The organism is Tianweitania sediminis, assembly GCF_017813335.1.
In the GTDB taxonomy this organism is placed as follows: domain Bacteria; phylum Pseudomonadota; class Alphaproteobacteria; order Rhizobiales; family Rhizobiaceae; genus Tianweitania; species Tianweitania sediminis.
On sequence record NZ_JAGIYY010000002.1, the window covers coordinates 131350 to 152253 of the forward strand.

Sequence of the window (20904 nt, forward strand, 5' to 3'; positions counted from 1 at the left end):
GCCGTGCTTCATCTTATGCTGCGGTGAGGCCGCAGGAGGCGGTCGCGTCGTCGGAAGCATCAAGGGGTGGCTTCTCATGCTGAGAGAGTTTCAGGAATTCATCGCCAAGGGCAACGTCATGGATCTCGCAGTGGGCGTGATCATCGGCGGGGCCTTCGGGCGGATCGTGACCTCGCTGGTGGACGACATCATCATGCCATTTGTGGGCGCGATCTTCGGCGGGTTCGATTTCTCGGACTACTTCCTGCCCCTGTCATCTGCTGTGACGGCGCCCACGTTGGCTGCAGCGCGCGAACAGGGCGCCGTTTTCGCCTATGGCAGCTTCATCACGGTGATCATCAATTTCCTGATCCTGGCTTTCATCATTTTTCTGATGGTCAAGGCCGTCAACAACATGCGCCGCCGGATCGAACGGGAAGAAAAAGCAGCGGTTGCTCCCGCGGCACCACCACCCCCGGACGTCATGCTGCTGACGGAGATTCGCGATCTTCTGGCCAAGCGTCCGGTCTGATCTTGGCCTAGCGTACCGCTTGGGGAGGCGCTAACGAGGGCGCGACCCTGCAGGGCGCGCTCCTTTCGTTTTCGAGGTTTTCCCGTGAGCATCCTTCAACATTTGAGATCGGAAGCCCGCAACGCGCCGGAAAGCGACATCGTGGCGGCGATGAACTACGGCCGCGCACGAGCGGGAACCATCCCGCTGTGGGCGGGGGAAGGCGACCTGCCGACGCCCGGCTTCATCACGCAGGCCGCGCAGGCCGCGTTGGCGGCGGGGGAAACCTTTTACACCTGGCAGCGCGGTATACCGGAACTCCGGCAAGCCCTCGCGGGCTACCATGAACGCCATTTCGGTCGCAGCTTTGCACCGGAAGAGTTTCTGATCACGGGCAGCGGAATGCACGCGATCCAGCTTGCGCTGCAGGCAACGACGGGCGCGGGCGACGAGGCCATCTACCTGACGCCGGCCTGGCCAAATTTCGCAGGAGCAACGGGCCTGGCGGGAGCAATGCCCGTCCCGGTGCCGCTCCGTGAAACTGACAATGGCTGGATCTGCGACATTGATCGCGTGGCAGATGCCATCACCGAGCGGACACGCGTGCTTTTCATCAACACGCCTTCCAACCCGACGGGGTGGACGGCTGACCTCGACACGCTGCGGCAGCTGTTGAATCTCGCCCGAGAGCGCAACCTTTGGATCATTGCCGACGAGATCTACACCCTGTTTTACTATTCCGGCGGCCGCGCACCATCTTTCCTCGACGTGATGGAGCCGGACGATCGGGTGCTGTTCGTGAACAGTTTCTCGAAGAACTGGGCGATGACGGGCTGGCGGATCGGCTGGCTCCGCACCCACCCGGACCTGCAGCAGGTCTTTGAAAACCTGATTCAGTATTCCACCTCCGGCGTCGCGCAGTTCATGCAGCGCGGCGCCATTGCAGCGCTTGAACAGGGCGAAGGCTTCATCCAGGAGCAGGTCGAGCGGGCGCACAAAGCGCGGGACATTCTGGCCAGCGCACTGCTCGACACCGGGCGCGTGCGCGTGAGCGTGCCGCAAGGCGCGTTCTATGCCTTTTTCGCGGTGGACGGGATCGTCGATTCCAGAAGCGCAACCTTCGAGATCATCGACAAGGCTGGAGTCGGGTTGGCACCAGGAACCGCGTTCGGCGCAGGGGGCGAAGCGCATTTCCGCCTGTGCTTCCACCGCCGCCTTGACCAGATCGAGCAGGCGACGGAGCGACTGACCGACTGGATCAGGACACTTCCCGCCGCTTGACCGGCGGTGGTTCGCTTAACCGCCGGCTGCAGGCACCACGAGCGGGATGATGCGGTCGGTGCGTTGCTGCGCCGGACGCTGGTCGCGGGCAAACGGAATGCCGAGCGCTTCCCATGTTTCGCGGAGCGCCGCGGCAAGCTCGCCGATCAGCGCATCCGAATGGAACGGCGTAGGCGTGATCCGCAGCCGCTCTGTGCCGCGCGGCACGGTGGGGTAGTTGATCGGCTGGATGTAAAGGCCGTGCTTCTCCAGCAGGTGATCGCTGGCGCGCTTGCAGAGTTCGGGATCGCCCACCAGAACCGGCACGATATGCGTGTCAGAGGACATCACCGGCAGCCCTGCGGCGGCGAGCCGCTCCTTGGTGTGCTGGGCCTGTCGCTGGTGCTGGTCGCGCTCGGTGTGCGACGCCTTGAGGTGGCGAATGGAAGCCGTTGCGGCCGCGGCAATCGCCGGCGGCAACGCTGTTGTGAAGATAAAGCCCGGTGCATAAGAGCGCACGGCATCGATCACCGAGCGGGGACCGGCAATATAGCCGCCCAGCGTGCCGAACGCCTTGGCAAGCGTCCCTTCGATCACATCGATCTCGTCCGCCAATCCTTCCCGGTCGGTGATGCCGCCGCCGCGCGCACCATACATGCCAACCGCATGGACCTCGTCGATATAGGTCATGGCGTTGTAGCGCCGCGCCAGTTCGGCAATCTCTGCAATGGGAGCCACATCGCCATCCATCGAGTAAACGGATTCGAACACGATCAGCTTGGCACGCTCGCGCGGTGCCACTGCGAGCAATCGCTCAAGGTGCTGGAGGTCGTTGTGGCGGAACACCTTCTTGTCGGCACCCGAGCGCCGCACGCCCTCGATCATGGACGCGTGGTTCAACTCGTCCGACAGGATCAGGCAGTCCGGCAACAGTCGTGCAATGGTGGAGATCGACGCCTCGTTCGACACGAAGCCGGAGGTGAACACCAACGCGGCTTCCTTGCCATGCAAGTCCGCCAGTTCCTGCTCGAGTTCGACGAGCGGATGGTTCGTGCCGGAAATGTTGCGCGTGCCACCGGCCCCGGAGCCCATGTTGCCGGCAGCCTGCTGCATCGCCGTAATCACATCCGGGTGCTGGCCCATGCCGAGATAATCGTTGGAGCACCAAACGGTGATTTCGCGTGCTTCGCCGCTGGAGCGCCAGATGGCGCGGGGAAACCGCCCCACGATGCGCTCGAGGTCGGCGAAAACGCGGTAGCGCTTTTCTGCCTGGACCTGGTCAACCGCTTCTTCGAAAAAACGCTGGTAATTCATTCCATCCACCCTGCTAGCAGGTGCCGCAAATATACGCCTGTGTGCTCATCCCGTAAACTTTCAGCGTCTTGGTCATATTGACCCACATCAAACGATGGCAGTTTTGGCGCCTACATCACGGTCGGACGCCAGATCACCACCTCGTTTTCGCGCTTGCGCGGCAACTCAAACGCCGACACGGTGATTTCGCGCGCGCCGCACTCCTTGCACACCATGCGCAGTGCCTCCAGTCCGCGACCGGCCGGCTGGAAGCGGACAATGTCAGATGCGAGATAATCTGCAGTGCGCTTGCAGGCTTTACAGCCAATGCGCAGCGCCATGTTGTGACGCGCTGCTTCTCCAAGGGTTCGAATCGGTCCAGCCATCCAGCGACTGTAGGAAAAAAGACCTAAGTTGCAAGGCGCAGGAGTCCTGACGCTACGGCTTTATGAAGCCTTCTGCAGAAGCCGTCCGGCGGCAGCCAGCAGATCTGTTTGGGTGATCAAGCCGGCCACGCGACTTTCGGGATCGGTGATCACCACCGCGTGGGAGCGGCCGTCGGTTAGTGTTGGCAGAAGACTGAGAGCCGACTGCTCGGGCAGTGCGGTTGCCGGGCGCGACATCAGCTCGCCCAGGCTCACTGCCTCGCGCTGCAGTTCCCGCAGGCCTGCCACACCCACCAGCCGTCCCTCGGGATCAACCACCGGCAGGGTTCGGATGTTGTGGCGCAGGAGAAGCTCGCGCGCAGCTGCCGGGGTTGCATGGACAGGAATGCTGACGACGTCGCGCGACATGACCAAGGCGCAGGTCAGATCACCATGTTGGCGCAAGATGGCCTGCAGCTCGATGCGCCGGAGGAGGGCATCCAGGTCATCGCGGTCGATGTCGAAGGTTTCGTTGGCGGCTGCAAGCGCGGCATCCACATCGGCCGGCGTGAAGCCGAGCCGCAAGGACGCCGGCACATCCGCGGTTTTCTGCGCCGACGTCAGCGGTGCCGCGGCAATGTGCGGGTAAAGGCGGCCGGACAGGCGGTGGAACCCCACGCCGAGCAGAACAAGCACGACCGAGTTCAGGGCAACGGGGACCAGCGGATAAAAGAAGCCGGCGGATGTGATGGCAGACCCGCCGATCACCGCGGTCAGCGCGGTGGCGCCACCTGGCGGGTGGAGGCTCCGTGTGAACGACATTGCAAGGATCGCAAGGGATACGGCCAGCCCACTCGCCAGGGTAAGATCCGGAACAAGCCGGGCCACGAGAACCCCAACCAGCGCTGAGATTGTGTTGCCGCCGACAATGGACCAGGGCTGCGCAAGCGGGCTTGCCGGCACGGCAAACAGCAGCACGGCGGAAGCGCCAACGGGAGCAACCATCAGCGGCACGGCGCCATCGGTGCCGCGGGCGAGCGCGCACAGCAGTCCTGTTAAAGTGATAGCCAGCAGCGTGCCCAAACACGCCACCAACCGGTCCTTCAGCGTTGCGCCAGCCAGGATCGGAACGAAGGCGAGGGCACGATGAAACACGAGAGGTCCTTCAGGCTGAACACGGCTTTCTCTGCCCCGCCACCCATCCAGCTGGCAAACAAAAACTACACGGCCTGCAACGCGTTCGTGATGAGCAGCCGGTCTTGAACGGCGGTCAGAAGCTTTTGTTGATGTCGCAAGGGAGGATCACGTCATAGACCGTATGGCCGCAATCACCGTGAAAGAAACATGCGGCGGTCGGAAGGATAAGAAGAAGAAGCAGCAGCCTCGGCAGGGAGAAATGGTGCCCAAGGGCGGAATCGAACCACCGACACTACGATTTTCAGTCGCATGCTCTACCAACTGAGCTACTTGGGCACTGTCCAAGACAAAAGTCTCGGGTCGGCGGGGTTGGCGCTCCGCCGGAAGCGGGCGGGTTATAACACGTGGTTTTGCCCTGTCCAGCGCCCGATCACCGATTTCAAGACATTCACATGTTTAGCTGGGGAGCCGGAGCCGGCTTACAACCAACAAGGGTGACGCCCAGCCTTTTTCGCAAGCCGGCAAACGCGACAGCTCATCAGGGGCGCGTCAGCCGCTCGTCCGGCTCTGCCCCGGCCAGACCTTGGTTTTCCTGGTCGTCCTCGTCGTCGCGCACGGGAATGGCGTAGGCGCCAGACAGCCAGCGATTGAGATCAACGTCCTTGCATCGCGGAGAGCAAAACGGAAAGGTCGCGCGTTGCGACGCGCGGCCGCATTCAGGGCAGGGTCGCTTGGGGCGCAGCGGAGTTACAACGGCTTCAGCCATGGCACCATTCAACGCGTGGGTGAAAACAGGTCAAGCCGACAAGTAGGAAGGCCAGCCGGCGCTGCAAAGGGTTGGCGGCTGCTTCAGCTCGCCGCGGGCGAAAGGCGCGGTTCCGTGTTGAAGCCATCGCCGGCCAGGAGCCCCAGCGCTTCATAAAGCGGCAGCCCCACCACATTGGTATAGGAACCGATGAGCTTCACCACCCAGCTGCCGGCCAGGCCCTGGATCGCGTAGCCGCCGGCCTTGCCGCGCCATTCTCCTGATTCCAGGTAGCGATCGATCTCGCGGCGCGACAAACGCTTGAAGCGCAGCCGGGTTTCCACAAGCTTCTGCCGAATCTTGCCGCCCGGCGTGATGACGCAGATCCCCGTGTAAACGCGGTGCGAGCGGCCCGACAGAAGTTGCAAACAATCAACCGCCTCGTCCGAGATGGCAGCCTTGGGTAGCACGCGCCGTCCTACCGCAACCACGGTGTCGGCTGCCAGAATGAAGGCGTCATCGCTGTCATTCTCTGCCTTGAGAATGGACAGCGCCCGTTCGGCCTTTTCTCGGGACAGGCGCTTGGCCAAGGACCGCGGGATCTCGTTCCTTGCGGGCGTTTCATCCACATCGGCAGGCAGGATCCGGTCAGGCTCCAAACCCGCCTGCTGCAGGAGCTCAATGCGCCGCGGAGAACCGGACGCCAGAACAAGCTTGGCCACGTTGCTCATGGGAGGACGGTCCGGGGAAGGGCGAGGAGACAAAAGCACAGGCGGGCGCCCAGCGCGAGCCGTGCTGCAAAGGCGCTATTTGAAACGATAGGTGATGCGACCCTTGGTGAGGTCATAGGGCGTCATCTCGACCAGAACCTTATCGCCGGTGAGAACACGGATGCGGTTCTTCCGCATGCGGCCTGCCGTATGTGCGATAATCTCATGCTCGTTCTCAAGCTTGACGCGAAACATCGCATTCGGCAGCAGTTCCGTGACCGTGCCGGGAAATTCGAGGACTTCTTCCTTCGCCATTCGTATCCTTTCTGCGGCCGTTCAGAAGAAGGGCCTGGAATCTGCGGCCACACCTATATGATGCAGCATGCCTTGTGAACGTCTTATTTGGTGTGCGCAGCGCCACTTTTCGAGCCGAAACGTTCCGCAATGCGCGCTTCCAGCCGGTCCCGGACGTCCCGATAAGCCGCAAGGATCTGGTCTCGGGTGCCGGACATCGTGGTGGGATCGGCGGTGGGCCAATATTCCACCTGGACCGCGAGCGTACGCGTCAGCTCCAGCGCGCGATGGTGGGCTTCCGGTGCAAGCGTGATGATGAGGTCGAAATAGTCGTCTTCCAGTTGATCCAGCGTACGGGGCTGGCGATCGGCGAGATCCAAACCTTTTTCGGCCAGGACGGTGTCGACAAAGGGATCACGCTCGCCGGGCCGAACGCCGGCGGACGCAACAAAGACGGAGGCGGGCAGGTGCTGGCGTGCAAGCTCCTCGGCCATGGGCGAGCGCACGGCGTTCATGCCGCAAAGAAAAAGCACGGAACTCGGCCTGTTTGCTGCCGCGCCGTTGGCATCCGGGGGCTTGTCGGAGCGGGAAGGGTCGTCCAACGGATCAGCCGCGCCAATGCAAAACGCAGATCAGCGTGAACAAGCGCCGCGCCGTGTCGAAATCCACGTCGATCTTGCCCGATAATCGGTCGAGCAGGGTCTGCGAACCCTCGTTGTGCAGACCCCGGCGACCCATGTCGATAGCCTCGATCTGGCTGGGGGAGGAGGAGCGGATCGCGTCGTAATAGCTTTCGCAGATCAGGAAATAATCTTTGACGATCCGCCGAAACGGCGTCAGCGACAGGATGTGCGTGACCACGGGGTCGTTGTTTTCGCGGGCAATGGCGAAAACGAGCTTGCTTTCCACCAGCGAGAGCCTGAGCCGGTAAGGCCCGCCATTATCATCCGCGACCGGCCGGAACGTGTTTTCTTCGATCAGGTCGAAGATGGCCACCGCGCGCTCGTGCTCGACATCCGGCGTGGAGCGGCCGATCGACTCGTCGAGCTCGACTTCAACCAGGCGGCAGTCCGGCGGGATTGTCATGGCCCTCAGATATTCATGCGGATCGCAACCGAACGCGCATGGGCATCCAGCCCCTCCGCCCTCGCCAATGTGATCGCGACAGGCCCCAGCTGACGCAGCTGATCGGGTCCAAGCTTCAGGATCGACGTTCGCTTCACGAAGTCAAGCACGGATAGACCTGATGAAAAACGTGCGGAGCGGGCTGTGGGCAGAACGTGGTTGGAACCGCCAACATAATCTCCAATGACTTCCGGCGTATGGGCGCCAAGAAAGATGGCGCCGGCATTGCGGATGCCCCCTAGCAGCGCTTCCGGATCGGCGACGGCGAGTTCCAGGTGTTCCGCCGCAAGCCGGTTCACAAGGGGCAGGGCTGCCTGCAAGTCTGGTACCGTGATCAGTGCGCCGAAATCGTCCCAGCTTTGCCGGGCGATGGCGCCGCGCGGCAGCGTCCGCAACTGGCGCTCGACGGCACCGGCCACAGCCTCGGCCAAGTCGGGATCATCCGTGATCAGGATCGATTGTGCCGACACGTCATGTTCGGCCTGGGCGAGCAGGTCAGCGGCGATCCAGTCGGGATTGGCGGTGTTGTCGGCCAGGACGAGCACTTCCGATGGCCCCGCCACCATGTCTATGCCCACCGTTCCGAACACCTGCCGCTTGGCGGCGGCAACATACGCGTTGCCGGGCCCGACGATCTTGGCCACCGCCGGGAGGGTTTCGGTTCCGAACGCCAGCGCTGCGATCGCCTGCGCGCCGCCGATGCGATAGATCTCCGTCACGCCCGCAATGTCGGCGGCAACCAGCACCAGGGGGTTCAGGGCGCCGTCCGGCGCGGGCACGACCATGGCGATCCGCTCCACACCCGCAACCACGGCCGGAACAGCGTTCATGAGAACCGAGCTCGGGTAACTGGCCGTGCCGCCCGGCACATAAAGGCCGACAGACTCAACGGCCGTCCAAAGCGAACCGAGCTCAACGCCGAGCGGATCGCGGTAGCGGTCGTTCTCAGGCTTCTGGCGGGCGTGATGGCTGGCAATGCGCTCGCGAGCCAGGCGCAGCGCGTCAACCGTGGCCGCGTCTGCCTTTTCATAAGCTTCCGCGACTTCCTGCGCCGTAACGCGCAGGCGCCCGGTAACATCGGCCCGGTCGAAGCGCGATGTGTAGTCGATCAGCGCCGCATCACCACGCGCGCGAACATCAGCCACGATGTCGCGTACCACCCGGTCCACATCTTCCGACACTTCGCGCTTGGCGGAAAGAAGTGCGGAGAAATCAGCTTCGAACGTGCTGTCGGCAAGGCTCAGGCGAAAAACCATAGGGCAGATCAGCCTATGTGGCGGGGGCGGTTGCGCGTTTCCCAAGCAGCCCCGAGATCCGTCAAGCGCGCTTCGACAAAGTCGACCTCGAGCCGCAGTGCGGCATTGCCGGCGAAGGTCAGGGTGATGAAGCCGCCCGGTGCTTGGCCGGGCTCAAAGGTGATCGACAACAGCACAAGCACCTCGTCCTGCTTGATGGGGGACAGACCCGTCGCGCGAACAGCGGTGACGCCATCGAAATGCAGCACGGAGCGCCGCCGCTCATAGCGCTGACGGAACAACCAGCGCGGGCGCTTTTCCCACACGAAGCGGTTCATCTCGATCAGCACGCGGCCGGCTTGCTTGTCCCACCGGATGGCCTTGACCTGAATCGCCGCGTCCTGGGCATGCGCCGACACGATCTTCAGGTCTTCCTCGTCCAAGGCGGCAAGTCTGAGCATCGTGATGGTCCCGTTTCGCTCCGTGCGTGTTAATGCGTCCCGCGGCCAAGAACAATTACGCCTCGTCGCGGCTTCTGGCGAATGCCGCAGGACGGCTGAAGGTTCAGCCGGAAACGCGCTCGATCTGCGCGCCGCAGCGGGACAGCTTTTCTTCCAGCCGCTCAAAGCCGCGATCGAGATGGTAGACCCGGTTCACCACCGTTTCGCCTTCCGCGGCGAGCCCCGCAATCACCAGCGAAACGGAAGCGCGCAGATCCGTTGCCATCACGGGTGCGCCGCGCAGCTTGGACACGCCGTCAACGATGGCCGTTTGCCCGGACAAGCTGATCTGCGCGCCGAGCCGCGCCAGTTCCTGCACATGCATGAAGCGGTTTTCAAAGATGGTTTCGGTGATGCGGGAGCGCCCGGCTGCCATGGTCATCAAGCCCATGAACTGTGCTTGAAGATCCGTCGGGAAGCCTGGAAAGGGCTCGGTGGTAATGTCCACGGGAAGAATTCCGTTGCCGTTGCGCTTGATGCGAAGCCCTGCGGATTCGCTGCTGATCGTCGCGCCCGTGCTGCCCAGAACATCGAGGGCCGCTTGCAGATATTCGGCGCGGGCACCCTCCAAGAGAACATCGCCGCCCGTCATGGCCACCGCCATGGCATAGGTGCCGGTCTCGATGCGATCCGGAATCACCGCATGGCGCGCGCCATGGAGCGATTCGACGCCCTCGATCGTGATGGTTGTCGTTCCTGCACCACTCACCCGTGCACCCATGGCGTTGAGGCAATCGGCGAGGTTGACGACTTCCGGTTCGCGCGCCGCATTTTCGAGCACGGTTGTACCCTTGGCGAGCGAGGCTGCCATCATCAGCACATGCGTGGCGCCCACCGAAACCTTGGGGAACACGTAGCGGTTGCCCATGAGCCCCTCGGGTGCGCTGGCATTGATGTAGCCGCCATCCACGTCGATTGTGGCACCGAGCGTTTGCAGGCCCTCAAGGAAAAGATCCACCGGCCGCGTGCCAATGGCGCACCCACCGGGCAAAGACACGCGCGCTTCGCGGCAGCGGGCAAGGAGCGGCCCGATCACCCAGAAGCTCGCCCGCATCTTGGACACGAGTTCATAGGGCGCGGTGGTGGAAACCACGTTGCGTGCCGTGAAGCTCACCGTGCGGGAATACCCCTCGGCCTGCTTTTCGCGTCGGCCGCTCACGGCATAATCCACGCCGTGGTTGCCCAGGATGCGGATCAACTGCTCGACGTCGGCGAGGTGCGGCACGTTGTCCAGCGTCAGCGTGTCGTCGGTCAGCAGCGACGCGATCATCAGGGGCAGGGCAGCGTTCTTCGCGCCGGAAATCGGGATGGTGCCATTCAGCGGATTGCCGCCGATCAATCTGATACGGTCCATGGGAAGCTTTCACGGTAGGCCGCAGGTCTTCGAGAGACGAGGGCAAGAACGGCAAACTGGATCAAGGGCTGCACCTACCTGATCGCGGGGACCACTTCAAGGAACGGGTTTCCTCGACCCTGGACCCGGCGCAGGAGCAGGACCATCCTGATCTGCTCCGGCGCCGGAGACGGCCACGCCATCAGGGCGGCCATCGGCCTCGCCTTTTCGCCGCGAACGGGCCTGTTCCTTCCGACGCGCGAGGTTGGCGCGCAACTGCTCGGCCACGCGTTCTTCCCGTGTTTTGCCGGATCGAGGTTGCTGGGTCATGAGGGTCCTACCTACGGAATGCGCTTTATAGAACCGCGACTCGATCCGAGAAAGGCGGAAGGAGCCGGCTTCATTTTGACCGGTTCTGTTGCTTGCGCTTCACCCGTTCCTGTGGCAGAAGCCAGCCGCATTCAAGGACCGGCTGCGGTAGCTCAGTGGTAGAGCACTCCCTTGGTAAGGGAGAGGTCGAGAGTTCAATCCTCTCTCGCAGCACCATTTTCCTTCCCTCCATTGAGCATCAAGGCTGGATCGCCAGCAAGTGGCACGATCGGGCTGTCTATCCTCCGGCAGCTCCGGGAGGTGGTTTCGCTACGCGCGCGAACGGAAGCGGGAGACGCACGCGCGAAACCCGGTTATTGCTGGAGTATGCTGCCGCTGCCCCACGCCTCAATTCTCGCCGCTTTCGAAACACTCGCCCTCGAGGCGGGACGCGCGATCATGGAGGTCTTCAACGAAGATTTCGCCGTGGAAACCAAGGCGGACGCATCACCGGTGACGCAGGCCGATTCGCGTGCCGAAGCCATCATCCTCAAGGGTTTGCGGAAAAGCTTTCCGGATATCCCCTGCGTGGCGGAAGAAGAAGCGTCGGCCGGGATCTGCCCGCCTGATCTTAAGGGCCCGTTTTTCCTCGTGGATCCGCTGGACGGAACGCGTGAATTTATTAGCCGCAATCCCGATTTCACCGTCAATCTGGCTTTGATTCAGGATGGCGTTCCAGTGGTCGGTGTCGTTTATGCGCCGGCACGCGATATTTTCTATGCCGGCTCCCCTGCGGGGGCCTATGTAGCGTCAACCGAGGGGCATCAACTCCGCGAACGCCGCCCGATCCACGCCCGCCTGCGGCCCTCGGTTCCGACGGTTCTGGCCAGCCGTTCCCACCGAACTGAGGAAACAAATGGCTTCATTGCGTCCTTGGGGGCGGTGGAACTCGTTTCGATCGGCTCGTCGCTGAAGTTCTGCCTGATCGCGGCAGGAGAAGCCGACATCTACCCCCGGTTCGGCCGCACCATGGAATGGGACACCGCCGCAGGCGACGCGATTTTGCGTGCGGTTGGCGGCGCAACTCGCTGCTGCGATGGTTCGCTGCTCCGATATGGGAAACGCAACCAACCGGACGATTGCGATTTTGCAAATCCCCACTTCATTGCCACCGGTGCTTGAAAGCCAGAAAGGGAGGGGCCGCATGGCCGCGCTTGAACCAAGTGTTTACGAGGCGATCCGCTGGGACGTTGCCGACCGGATCCTGACAATCACGCTGAACCGTCCGGACAAGCTCAACGCCTTTACCGTCCGCATGGCCGATGAATTGGTGGATGCTTTCGAGCGTGCCAGCGATGATGCCGCAATCCGCGCCATCGTTGTCACGGGGGCTGGAAAAGCATTCTGCGCGGGCATGGATCTGTCCGAGGTCAACCCGACCGGAAACGTCTTCGGCCTGGATGAAGCGATGAAGCCGACGCTGGAGGATCTTGAACAACGCTCCGACCACCCGGCGATCTTGAGCGGTGTGCGCGATACCGGCGGCCGCGTCGTGCTCGCCATCTTCAACTGCAAGAAACCGGTGATCGCGGCCGTGAACGGTGTGTCCGTGGGGGTCGGCGCCACGATGCAGCTTGCCATGGACATTCGGCTTGCATCCCAAAAAGCGCGCTTTGGCTTCGTGTTCGGCAAGATCGGGATCGTGCCGGATGCGTGTTCGAGCTGGTTCCTGCCCAAGGTGGTGGGGATCGCGAAAGCGCTGGAATGGACCTACACGGCAGAAATCTTTGGCGCCGACGAAGCCCTGCGGAGTGGGTTGGTCAAGGAAGTCTTGGCGCCGGAGGACCTCCTGGCGCGCGCTTATGAGCTTGCTGGCATTCTGGCCAATGAGCGGTCGCCGATGTCCACGGCGCTGATCCGCCAGATGATGTACCGCAATTCCGGCGAGCCTTCGCCCTGGCAGGCGCACAAGATCGAGTCCCTTGCGATGTTCTACGCCAGCCAGCGCGACGGCAAGGAGGGGGTGCGAAGCTTCAACGAGAAGCGCGCGCCGCATTTTACCGACGACACCTCGCAGATGCCGGATTTCTACCCCTGGTGGGATGAGCCGAACGGCTGACCACCGCGAAAACAAAAACGGCGGAGCACCAGCTCCGCCGTTTTTGTTCCTTCAGCCGCGATCAGCGCTGCGGCAAGGCATAGGCGATGTAATAATCGCCGATCGGCGTTTCCATGAAGTGATGGCCACCGGCTTGGATCACCAGGTAGTCGCGTCCATCCTGCTGATAGATGATCGGGTTCGCCTGGCCGCCTGCCGGCAGGACGTCCGACCACAGCACTTCGCCTGTTTCGGTGTCGATCGCGCGGATCAAGTTGTCCGTGGCTGCAGCGATAAAGGTCAGCCCGCCGCGGGTCACAACCGAACCACCGTTGTTCGGCGTTCCGATTGTGATGGGGAGATATGACGGGATGCCGAATGGACCGTTGCGGCGTGCCGTGCCAAGCGGCTGATCCCAAAGAGTTTCACCGGAAGCAAGATCGATTGCGCGAATGCCGCCGAGCGGTGGCTGTTTGCAAGGAATACCCGTGAACGGTGCACGCCAGCCGGCATTGACGTCGATGCCATAGGGCGCGCCGACCTGCGGGTCTCCTTCACCTTCCGCATTCGATCCGCCACTCGACCCGGACTCTTCCGCGTAGATCGGCTGGAGGTTGCGTTCTTCCGCTTCTTCACGTGGGATGAGGCGGTTATAGTTTGGCACGTCGTTGTAGTTGGCAACGATGATGCCACGCTCGGTGTCAACTGCGACACTGCCCCAGTCCGAGCCGCCATTGTAGCCCGGATACTGGATCCAGCGTGTATCGGCTGTGGGTGGCGTGTAGATGCCCTGGTACGTCGCTTGGCGGAATGCGATGCGGCAGAACAACTGGTCAAGCGGCGTCACCCCCCACATGTCGGCTTCAACGAGGTCGGGCTTGCGCAGCGTGTGATAACCGGAAGCCGGCTGGCTGTCGGCAACATAGTCCGGTTCCACTCCGCCTTGTGGCGCCTCGATTTCTTCCATGGGAACCAGCGATTCCCCGGTTTCGAGGTCGAGGATGTAGATGTCGCCCTGCTTTGATGGCAAAACAACGGCCCGCGTGGTGCCGCCATCCTGCCCGGCCCAGTCAATGATCGTCGCCTGGCTGCCGAGGTCGTAGTCCCAAACGTCATGGCGCACCGTTTGGAAGCGCCAGCGCGGTTGCCCCGTCGTGACATCGAGCGCCACGAGGGACGTCGCCCACTCATTTTCAGCTTCGGAACGGTTGCTGCCATAATAATCCACGGACGAATTGCCCATGGGCAGCAACACTAAACCGGTTTCCTCGTCGCCGGTGGCGGTGGTCCACATATTGGGTGTGCCGCGGGTGTAGGTTTCACCTTCCGGCGGCAGACCGGTAAGGTCAGTATTGCCGAGATCCCATGCCCAGGCAAGTTCACCCGTCACGGCATCATAGCCGCGGATCACACCAGAAGGCGCGTCTTCTGCCTGGCCATCCTTCACCTGCGCGCCCGTCACGACAATGCCGCGGACGATCGCCGGCGGGGCTGTCACGGCATACCAGCCGGGCACCTTCTCACCAATGCCGGTCCAAAGATCCACCATTCCGCCCTCGCCGAAATCCTCGCAGGGCTGGCCAGTGCGCGCGTCCACGGCTATCAAGCGTGCGTCGAGCGTTCCCTCGATCACGCGAGCGGCACAGGCTTGATCGGGAGCCGCGTCTGGGTTTTCGTAGAACGCAACGCCCCGGCAGGAGGCGCCGTAAGGGATCGCTTCCGCTGGAACTTTTGGATCATAGCGCCAGCGTTCCTGCCCGGTTGCGGCATCCACAGCGGTCAGGATGTTCATGGCCGAGCAGATATAAAGCGTATCGCCGATCTTCAGCGGCGTGCCTTCCGGTGAATATTTGCCTTCTGTCGCGCCGGAGGGCATGTCGCCGGTGCGATATGTCCAGACCTTCTCAAGGCGCCCCACATTTTCAGGGGTAATCTGATCAAGAGGGGAATAGCGGGTCGCCCGTTCATCTCCGCCCCAGAATGGCCAATCAACGCCGACTTCACGGGGCTGAACCGGCGGTCGCGCCGCGGCGACAGATCCCGAGTCCTGATCTGTTGAAGACGCGGGGCCCGCGGCGGAAGCGTCTTCGGAGCTTTCCGACGCACTACCAGGCTGCGTGTTCAGGTCGGTGGGCAAAGGTTCCGGTTGTTCCTCGCCTGGTTCTGCAGGCTGTGCCGGTGTTGGCTGCTCACCGCTGGTGCCGGGTGTGGATGCATCCGGTTGCGTATTCTGCGGGGCAGGTTGTTGCGGCTCTTGTTGGCTCGGCGCCGGCGCTTCGGGAGCGGGAGCAGACCCAGCGGCCGGTGCCGGAGCGGCATCAGAGCCAGGTGCCGGTGCCGGAGCGGCATCAGAGCCAGGTGCCGGAGCCGCATCGGGCCCTTCTTCTGCCGGCGCTTGGGGCGCAGCTTGCGTTTCGGAAGGAATGCCCGCCGGCTGCTCGTCCCGTGGGGCGATCACTCCTGGCGGCAAAGTTGCCGCGTTTGGCTGCGTTGATGCCGGTGGCACGGGGCTCGGCGTTGCTGTGCTCGGCGCGGTGGGCGTCGACTGCGCTTGAGCAGGCAAGGCAGACAGCGAAAGGGACAACCCGATAAGGCTCAGGGCCGTCGAGCGCGCTAGGAGTTTCGCTTTCATGGGCGAGATCCTTGTTGGTCGTGGAAATTAGCGGCGGCGGCGGCGCGGACTGCGCGACAGTCGCGACAACACTGGCATGCTGAGGAGCACAAGAAGCAGGATTATGGTTGGTGCAACCAGGCGCGGAACCTGCGCCCACCAGTCCAATCCGACTTCCCAGAAAGCCCAGATCACCGTGCCGATATAGGTCAGCAGGTAAACGGAAACGGCCGCCAGGGAGCCGCGCAACAGAAGCAATGCCGTGACCAGAAGCCCCAGCCCTGCGAAAACGTAATACCAGGAGCCCCCCAACAGGATGAGGTAGGCGCCTCCGCCGAAGATCGGCAGTCCGAACAGAACCAAAACAAGCGCAAGCAGCGCCACCGCCCAATATCCAGCACCGCGCTTTCGGGTTACGGATGCAGCTTGAAGGGAACTCACCGCGTTCTCCTGTTTCTTTGATCTAGGGGCAGCACGAATGGCATGCCGGTGCCGTCACAGTTAAGGCAGCAGGCAGGAACGACAATGGCAGTTCTAGCTGAGATTCGTTAGCGCCAACGCCGAATATGAAGGTTATCCCACGCTGAGATCGTCCCCAGCGATCTCGGAACCGGCTCAGAGAATCGGCATTGATTGCTCATGATATGGGCACAGATTTTTATTGCCCCTTCGGCGAGCAGAAGCTATAACAGCGATGTTGATTGTCCGACCTCCTCCCCGGACAATCACCTGAAAAAGCGCCCACCGGACCTCCTCCCCCGGTGGGCGTTTTCCGTTGCAGGGGCGTGAGCGCAATCAGGCGAGCGGGCGCATTTGCGCAGCAACGCTGTTGCGCTTCGACAAAGACGCTTCCCAGGCGAGGGCATGCTCTACGATCCTGTCAAGATCGTCGTAGCGCGGCACCCACTGGAGCGATTGTCGAGCGACGCCGGCATCTGCGACCACCGCGGCGGCGTCACCGGGCCTACGCGGTGCCATCTCGACGGTGAAGTCGACGCCACTGACCCGCTTCACACTGTCGATCACGTCCAAAACGGAATAGCCGTGGCCATAGCCGCAATTGGCCACGAGGCTTCCGCCCCCATTGCGCAGCCGTGCCAAGGCAAGGCGGTGCGCTGCTACCAGGTCGGACACATGGATGTAATCGCGCACGCAGGTGCCGTCCGCAGTTTCGTAATCCGTGCCAAAAACGGCCATCTTGGGCCGCTTGCCGAGCGCGGTTTCGCTGGCCACCTTGATCAGGTGAGTGGCGCCAGGCGTGGATTGCCCGGTACGCGCCTGCGGGTCCGCGCCGGCGACGTTGAAATAGCGCAGTGCTGTGTAGGCGAAGGGATGCGCTGCGGCCGCGTCCCGCAGCATCCATTCCGTCATCAGCTTGGACAACCCGTAAGGGGATTCCGGCTGCTTCGGAGCGTCCTCCACTACCGGTTCAGCGCCGGCGCCGCCGTAAACAGCTGCGGTGGATGAGAAGATGAAGTGCGGGACCTTGGCGCGCACCGCGCTTTCAATCAGCGCCCGCGATTTGCAGGTGTTGTTTTCGTAGTAGCCGAGCGGGTCCGCCACGGACTCCGGCACAACAATGGAGCCCGCGAAGTGGATGATGGCATCAACCTCGTGCTCCTGCAGAAGCGCTTCCACCAGCGGCTGGTCGGCGATGTCGCCCTCAACAAGCTTCGCTTCGGGGGCGACAGCCCACTCGAAGCCGGTGGAAAGACGATCGAGAACAACGACGTTCTCGCCGGAATCCAGAAGTTCCCACACCATGTGGCTGCCAATATACCCGGCGCCGCCCGTCACCAGAACTGCCATGTCTTCTCGCTTCGGCTAAGTGTTGATCTCGAACCTATAGAGTTTTCGTCTTACATAAAGAAGACGCTTCTAGATGGATTTGACCGATGCGTCCGCGAGTGGAAAGCCAGAGCGCGGCGCCCGGACAGTTGGCGCGCACCCCTCGGTTCTTTCTCTTAAACGGCATGGTGCGCCGTTGTTGCGGAAGTGCTAGTGCCGCGATCCGCGTAAACACGCGCACAGGAAAAACGAAGCGGGGCAACTCATGGCCGAGATTATCGACGGCAAGGCAGCAGGCGAGGAAGTCGTCGCCAAGGTCAAGGAGCGCACCGCGCAGCTGATCGCCGAAGCGGGTGTGCAGCCCGGTCTGGCCGTGGTGATCGTGGGGGAAGACCCCGCCAGCCAGGTTTACGTCAACTCCAAGTCCAAGAAGGCCAAGGATTGCGGCTTTCATTCGGAACAGCACACGCTTCCGGCCGAAACAAGCGAAGCGGAGCTCCTGGCGCTTGTGGAGAAGCTGAACGCGGATCCCAAGATCCATGGCATTCTGGTGCAGTTGCCGCTGCCATCCCAGATGGACGCGGGCAAGGTGATCCAGACCATTGCACCGGAAAAGGACGTCGACGGCTTCCATTTCAACAATGTCGGCAGGCTCGGCACGGGCGAACTCGACGCGGCTTTCGTGCCCTGCACGCCAGCCGGCTGCATGCTTCTCGTGGAGAAGATTCGCGGGGCCGATCTTTCCGGTTTGAGCGCGGTGGTGATCGGTCGTTCCAACATTGTTGGCAAGCCGATGGCCAACTTGCTTCTGGCGGCAAACTGCACCGTGACGATCGCGCACAGCCGCACCAAGGATTTGCCGGCCTTGGCCCGCACGGCCGACATTCTCGTTGCCGCAGTAGGACGCCCGGAAATGGTGAAGGGCGATTGGGTGAAGCCGGGTGCAACCGTGATCGACGTGGGCATCAACCGCGTCATCGCAGCGGAAGGAGAGAAGGCCAAGCTTGTGGGCGACGTTGCCTTCGCCGAAGCGAGCGAGCATGCCGGCGCCATCACGCCGGTGCCGGGCGGCGTTGGGCCCATGACCATCGCGCTGCTGATGGCCAACACGCTGAAATCCGCATATCGCGCAGCCGGCCGCAAGCCTCCGAAGTTCTGAGGCAGGCCTGTTTGTTGCAGCGGGGATCAGGTAAAAGCGCCCACTATGTCTGATCCCCTGCAAGGTAGCAGGCACTTCGCCTTCCTGCTCGTCGACAAGTTTTCCATGTTTTCCTTGGCTGCCGCGATCGACGTCGTGCGCTCCGCCAATCGGACGCTTGGGCGGGACTACTACCGCTGGACCACCATCTCCGCCGATGGCGAGGCGGTGATGGCCTCCAACGGACTGCCTTTGAAGATCGACTACAGCGTGGCCGACATTCCGCCGGCCGATATCCTGTTCGTTTGCGTCGGTCTGTCCACAGAGTTCCCGGGCAAAAGCAAGGTGCTGGGCGCGCTACGCAACTGGGGTCGCCGCGGTGGCGCGCTCGGAGCGCTGTCGGTCGGCTCGCACCTTCTCGCTGAGGCAGGCCAGCTGGAAGGCTATCGCTGCACGATCCATTGGGAAAACCGCGCCGGTTTTCGCGAGCGCTTCCCCGACATCGAGTGTACGGGCAACGTTTATGAGATTGACCGCAAGCGCTACACCTGCGCCGGCGGCACCACCTCCATCGACCTGATGCTCGAGATCCTGCGCAGCGACTTCGGGCAGGGGCTTGCCAATGAGATAGCCAACCAGTTCCAGCACGAGCGAATCCGCGGGGCAAGCGACCGCCAGCGCGTGGGTCCAGAGCGTGACCTCACCGGCAAGTCGGAGAAGCTGAAGAAGATCGTCGAACTCATGGCCGACAAGCTGGACGAGCCGCTGTCTGCCGTGCAGCTCGCGAAGTCCGCGGGTCTTTCGGTGCGCCAGGTGGAGCGCTTGTTCCTGCGCCACCTCAACATGACGCCGGGCCGCTATTACATGCGGCTGCGGCTGGAACGTGCGCGCGAACTTCTGCGCCAAACCAACATGCCGATCCTCGATGTGGCAATCTCGACCGGCTTCACGTCGCATTCCTATTTCGCGCAAAGCTACCGCCTGCAGTTCGGCCGGCCGCCCAGCGAGGAGCGGCGGACGACCTACTAGGCGGCTCGCGACCAGCTAGCCTGCAACCGAGCTTCCGAACACCATCTGGTCCTGTTTGACGCGCAGGTCGAACAAGCGGGTGGTGCGGTCGGGTTCTGCGTTCTCATAGGTGATCAGCGCACCTTTGGCGATCGCCGCGGTGACGGTGCCGCCCTCAAGGAGACCGCAAGGAACGGCGCGCGCCGATCGTGCTTCGTTGGCGCTCATGATCCACGAACGATAGGTGTACTCGCCGATCGCGTCGAACCGGTCGCCCGGCTTGAGGTCGCGCTTTGCGACCGCGCAAACTTCCGCCACCGGCCGATCCAGTGGCACCATGTCTGCTTTTCCATGCAGCACCACGCGGGCGCAGGTCAGCGGCACTTCGAGGCTGGTCAGGTGGAACGGTCGGTAGAAAGTGAAATAGGGACCTTCGCCGAGCTTCAGGTCGTTCATGCGTTCGCGCAGGCGCGGATGCGCCATTTCGGCGATGACGAAAACGCCCGGCGCCACGCCCTTGCCGATGGAGAAGTCCACCACGCCCTTGCGCGACAACACACCACCATCTTCCACCGGGCAAAGCACGCGGGGCAGATCATCGAGCGTCGCCGCTGGGCCATGCATCCCGGCCTTGTCGGGAACCAGACCCGTGGCATTGGCAATGGCGCACATCTCCACCATCGTCTTGGAGCCGTCCACGAACTCCACGAGCATGCGTGGGTTCATGTTCCGGCGTTCCGCTTCCGCGCGGTATTCGTCCGGCGTCGCGTCATGGTTGAGCGGGTTGTTCTTGCCCTTGCCCGCCGCCACGATCGTGTAGCCCAGCGCTGAAACAAGCTCGATCAGTTCCATGCAGGACGAAGGCTCGTCGCCAGCACCCACGGAATAGATCACCCCCAGCCGGTCGGCCGTTTGCCGCAGGTAGGCGCCGATGGTGACGTCGGCTTCCACATTCATCATCACGAGATGCTTGCCATGTTCCATGGCGCGCATGCCGATGTCCGCTCCGGCAGTCGGCTTGCCCGTTGCATCCACAACGACATCCACCTCCTCGCTGGAAATCACCAGTTCCGCATCCGGCACGATGGCCATCTGGCCGGAGCGAACCGCGTCGCCCACGGCTGACGCGTTTTGCGCTTCCTTCGCGCTGCTGCTTTCCAGTCCGGCGATCGCCACGGCTTCGCGCGCGCGGTAACCGGACCGATCCGCCACCGCCGCAACGCGGATGCCCTGCATCTGCGCGACTTGCGTGATGATGTCCGTCCCCATCTCGCCGCAGCCGATCAGTCCAATGCGAACCGGCTTGCCGTCTCGCTCCCGTTGCGCCAGTTCGCGAGCAAGTCCGGTGGGCGCAACATTAAGCATGGATCATTCCTGTGGCGGTGCCTTCTGGGTGGGGGAGATAGACGAAGTGCGGCCGGGAATGTCAACGCGCCGCTGCATCAACTTGGGGCGATGCAGCGCC

The 20904-nt window shown here is 62.7% G+C and carries 21 protein-coding genes and 2 tRNA genes; 7 read left to right on the plus strand and 16 right to left on the minus strand.

The features are described 5' to 3' along the window. Positions 1 to 76 precede the first annotated feature (76 nt). Both mscL and J5Y06_RS07695 read left to right on the plus strand, forming a co-directional pair. Complete coding sequence (gene mscL / locus J5Y06_RS07690; protein WP_209334564.1) at positions 77 to 511, plus strand: large conductance mechanosensitive channel protein MscL; 435 nt, start codon at positions 77 to 79, stop codon at positions 509 to 511. Between the two features lie 84 nt (positions 512 to 595). After that, positions 596 to 1771: a pyridoxal phosphate-dependent aminotransferase gene (locus J5Y06_RS07695; RefSeq protein ID WP_209334565.1), complete on the plus strand. Its 1176-nt coding sequence runs from the start codon at positions 596 to 598 to the stop codon at positions 1769 to 1771. Between the two features lie 15 nt (positions 1772 to 1786). On the opposite strand, the gene hemA is transcribed toward J5Y06_RS07695, so the two are convergent. The 12 genes from hemA to murA form a co-directional block, all read right to left on the minus strand. Beyond that, positions 1787 to 3064: a 5-aminolevulinate synthase gene (hemA, locus tag J5Y06_RS07700; RefSeq protein WP_209334566.1), complete on the minus strand. Its 1278-nt coding sequence runs from the start codon at positions 3062 to 3064 to the stop codon at positions 1787 to 1789. Positions 3065 to 3174: 110 nt separating this feature from the next. Then, positions 3175 to 3384 (minus strand): hypothetical protein, encoded by a 210-nt coding sequence (locus J5Y06_RS07705; RefSeq protein WP_209334567.1) that lies wholly within the window; start codon positions 3382 to 3384, stop codon positions 3175 to 3177. 105 nt (positions 3385 to 3489) lie between these two features. Then, complete coding sequence (locus J5Y06_RS07710) at positions 3490 to 4563, minus strand: HPP family protein (RefSeq protein ID WP_209334568.1); 1074 nt, start codon at positions 4561 to 4563, stop codon at positions 3490 to 3492. Between the two features lie 242 nt (positions 4564 to 4805). Next, a tRNA-Phe gene (locus J5Y06_RS07715) sits at positions 4806 to 4881 on the minus strand. A 202-nt stretch (positions 4882 to 5083) separates the two neighbouring features. After that, the gene (gene yacG, locus J5Y06_RS07720; RefSeq protein WP_209334569.1) at positions 5084 to 5311 is read right to left on the minus strand and encodes a DNA gyrase inhibitor YacG; all 228 of its coding nucleotides are present in this window, start codon (positions 5309 to 5311) and stop codon (positions 5084 to 5086) included. A gap of 83 nt (positions 5312 to 5394) precedes the next feature. Beyond that, positions 5395 to 6021 (minus strand): Maf-like protein, encoded by a 627-nt coding sequence (locus J5Y06_RS07725; protein WP_209334570.1) that lies wholly within the window; start codon positions 6019 to 6021, stop codon positions 5395 to 5397. 75 nt (positions 6022 to 6096) lie between these two features. Continuing rightward, positions 6097 to 6315 (minus strand): translation initiation factor IF-1, encoded by a 219-nt coding sequence (gene infA, locus J5Y06_RS07730; protein WP_209334571.1) that lies wholly within the window; start codon positions 6313 to 6315, stop codon positions 6097 to 6099. An 83-nt stretch (positions 6316 to 6398) separates the two neighbouring features. Next, positions 6399 to 6827 carry an arsenate-mycothiol transferase ArsC gene (locus J5Y06_RS07735; protein WP_342453403.1) on the minus strand — a complete coding sequence of 143 codons (429 nt, stop codon included), beginning with the start codon at positions 6825 to 6827 and terminating at the stop codon, positions 6399 to 6401. A gap of 73 nt (positions 6828 to 6900) precedes the next feature. Further along, on the minus strand, positions 6901 to 7380 hold the full coding sequence (locus J5Y06_RS07740) for a UPF0262 family protein (RefSeq protein WP_209334572.1): 480 nt from the start codon (positions 7378 to 7380) through the stop codon (positions 6901 to 6903). 5 nt (positions 7381 to 7385) lie between these two features. Then, entirely contained in the window at positions 7386 to 8675 is a 1290-nt protein-coding gene (gene hisD, locus J5Y06_RS07745) for a histidinol dehydrogenase (protein WP_209334573.1), read from the minus strand. 8 nt (positions 8676 to 8683) lie between these two features. After that, positions 8684 to 9115 (minus strand): DUF2948 family protein, encoded by a 432-nt coding sequence (locus J5Y06_RS07750; protein ID WP_245247697.1) that lies wholly within the window; start codon positions 9113 to 9115, stop codon positions 8684 to 8686. 103 nt (positions 9116 to 9218) lie between these two features. Then, positions 9219 to 10508, minus strand: coding sequence for a UDP-N-acetylglucosamine 1-carboxyvinyltransferase (gene murA / locus J5Y06_RS07755; RefSeq protein ID WP_209334574.1), 1290 nt, complete (start codon positions 10506 to 10508; stop codon positions 9219 to 9221). Between the two features lie 450 nt (positions 10509 to 10958). Here murA and J5Y06_RS07760 point away from each other — a divergent pair. From J5Y06_RS07760 to J5Y06_RS07770, 3 genes are all read left to right on the plus strand, one after another. Continuing rightward, a tRNA-Thr gene (locus J5Y06_RS07760) sits at positions 10959 to 11033 on the plus strand. Between the two features lie 150 nt (positions 11034 to 11183). After that, positions 11184 to 11978: a 3'(2'),5'-bisphosphate nucleotidase CysQ gene (cysQ, locus tag J5Y06_RS07765; RefSeq protein WP_209334575.1), complete on the plus strand. Its 795-nt coding sequence runs from the start codon at positions 11184 to 11186 to the stop codon at positions 11976 to 11978. A 22-nt stretch (positions 11979 to 12000) separates the two neighbouring features. Next, entirely contained in the window at positions 12001 to 12915 is a 915-nt protein-coding gene (locus J5Y06_RS07770; protein ID WP_209334576.1) for a crotonase/enoyl-CoA hydratase family protein, read from the plus strand. A gap of 61 nt (positions 12916 to 12976) precedes the next feature. On the opposite strand, the gene J5Y06_RS07775 is transcribed toward J5Y06_RS07770, so the two are convergent. The 3 genes from J5Y06_RS07775 to galE all read right to left on the minus strand — a co-directional run bounded on the left by J5Y06_RS07775 (position 12977) and on the right by galE (position 17314). Then, positions 12977 to 15526, minus strand: coding sequence for an outer membrane protein assembly factor BamB family protein (locus J5Y06_RS07775; RefSeq protein WP_209334577.1), 2550 nt, complete (start codon positions 15524 to 15526; stop codon positions 12977 to 12979). Positions 15527 to 15553: 27 nt separating this feature from the next. Continuing rightward, positions 15554 to 15946 carry a hypothetical protein gene (locus J5Y06_RS07780; protein ID WP_209334578.1) on the minus strand — a complete coding sequence of 131 codons (393 nt, stop codon included), beginning with the start codon at positions 15944 to 15946 and terminating at the stop codon, positions 15554 to 15556. 354 nt (positions 15947 to 16300) lie between these two features. After that, positions 16301 to 17314: a UDP-glucose 4-epimerase GalE gene (gene galE, locus J5Y06_RS07785; RefSeq protein WP_209334579.1), complete on the minus strand. Its 1014-nt coding sequence runs from the start codon at positions 17312 to 17314 to the stop codon at positions 16301 to 16303. 244 nt (positions 17315 to 17558) lie between these two features. Between galE and folD the strand changes: the two genes are divergently transcribed. After that, positions 17559 to 18452 carry a bifunctional methylenetetrahydrofolate dehydrogenase/methenyltetrahydrofolate cyclohydrolase FolD gene (folD, locus tag J5Y06_RS07790; RefSeq protein WP_209334580.1) on the plus strand — a complete coding sequence of 298 codons (894 nt, stop codon included), beginning with the start codon at positions 17559 to 17561 and terminating at the stop codon, positions 18450 to 18452. Between the two features lie 45 nt (positions 18453 to 18497). Next, positions 18498 to 19460 carry a GlxA family transcriptional regulator gene (locus J5Y06_RS07795; RefSeq protein WP_209334581.1) on the plus strand — a complete coding sequence of 321 codons (963 nt, stop codon included), beginning with the start codon at positions 18498 to 18500 and terminating at the stop codon, positions 19458 to 19460. Between the two features lie 15 nt (positions 19461 to 19475). On the opposite strand, the gene J5Y06_RS07800 is transcribed toward J5Y06_RS07795, so the two are convergent. Further along, positions 19476 to 20804 carry an NAD(P)H-dependent oxidoreductase gene (locus J5Y06_RS07800; RefSeq protein ID WP_209334582.1) on the minus strand — a complete coding sequence of 443 codons (1329 nt, stop codon included), beginning with the start codon at positions 20802 to 20804 and terminating at the stop codon, positions 19476 to 19478. Between the last annotated feature and the right edge of the window lie 100 nt (positions 20805 to 20904).

Coding starts and splice junctions, on each gene's coding strand:
- mscL (WP_209334564.1), top strand. CDS start 77: ATGCTGAGAGAGTTTCAGGAATTCATCGCCAAGGGCAACGTCATGGAT.
- hemA (WP_209334566.1), bottom strand. CDS start 3,064: ATGAATTACCAGCGTTTTTTCGAAGAAGCGGTTGACCAGGTCCAGGCA.
- J5Y06_RS07705 (WP_209334567.1), bottom strand. CDS start 3,384: ATGGCGCTGCGCATTGGCTGTAAAGCCTGCAAGCGCACTGCAGATTAT.
- yacG (WP_209334569.1), bottom strand. CDS start 5,311: ATGGCTGAAGCCGTTGTAACTCCGCTGCGCCCCAAGCGACCCTGCCCT.
- J5Y06_RS07725 (WP_209334570.1), bottom strand. CDS start 6,021: ATGAGCAACGTGGCCAAGCTTGTTCTGGCGTCCGGTTCTCCGCGGCGC.
- infA (WP_209334571.1), bottom strand. CDS start 6,315: ATGGCGAAGGAAGAAGTCCTCGAATTTCCCGGCACGGTCACGGAACTG.
- J5Y06_RS07740 (WP_209334572.1), bottom strand. CDS start 7,380: ATGACAATCCCGCCGGACTGCCGCCTGGTTGAAGTCGAGCTCGACGAG.
- hisD (WP_209334573.1), bottom strand. CDS start 8,675: ATGGTTTTTCGCCTGAGCCTTGCCGACAGCACGTTCGAAGCTGATTTC.
- J5Y06_RS07750 (WP_245247697.1), bottom strand. CDS start 9,115: ATGCTCAGACTTGCCGCCTTGGACGAGGAAGACCTGAAGATCGTGTCG.
- murA (WP_209334574.1), bottom strand. CDS start 10,508: ATGGACCGTATCAGATTGATCGGCGGCAATCCGCTGAATGGCACCATC.
- cysQ (WP_209334575.1), top strand. CDS start 11,184: ATGCTGCCGCTGCCCCACGCCTCAATTCTCGCCGCTTTCGAAACACTC.
- J5Y06_RS07770 (WP_209334576.1), top strand. CDS start 12,001: ATGGCCGCGCTTGAACCAAGTGTTTACGAGGCGATCCGCTGGGACGTT.
- J5Y06_RS07775 (WP_209334577.1), bottom strand. CDS start 15,526: ATGAAAGCGAAACTCCTAGCGCGCTCGACGGCCCTGAGCCTTATCGGG.
- galE (WP_209334579.1), bottom strand. CDS start 17,314: ATGGCAGTTCTGGTGACGGGCGGCGCCGGGTATATTGGCAGCCACATG.
- folD (WP_209334580.1), top strand. CDS start 17,559: ATGGCCGAGATTATCGACGGCAAGGCAGCAGGCGAGGAAGTCGTCGCC.
- J5Y06_RS07795 (WP_209334581.1), top strand. CDS start 18,498: ATGTCTGATCCCCTGCAAGGTAGCAGGCACTTCGCCTTCCTGCTCGTC.
- J5Y06_RS07800 (WP_209334582.1), bottom strand. CDS start 20,804: ATGCTTAATGTTGCGCCCACCGGACTTGCTCGCGAACTGGCGCAACGG.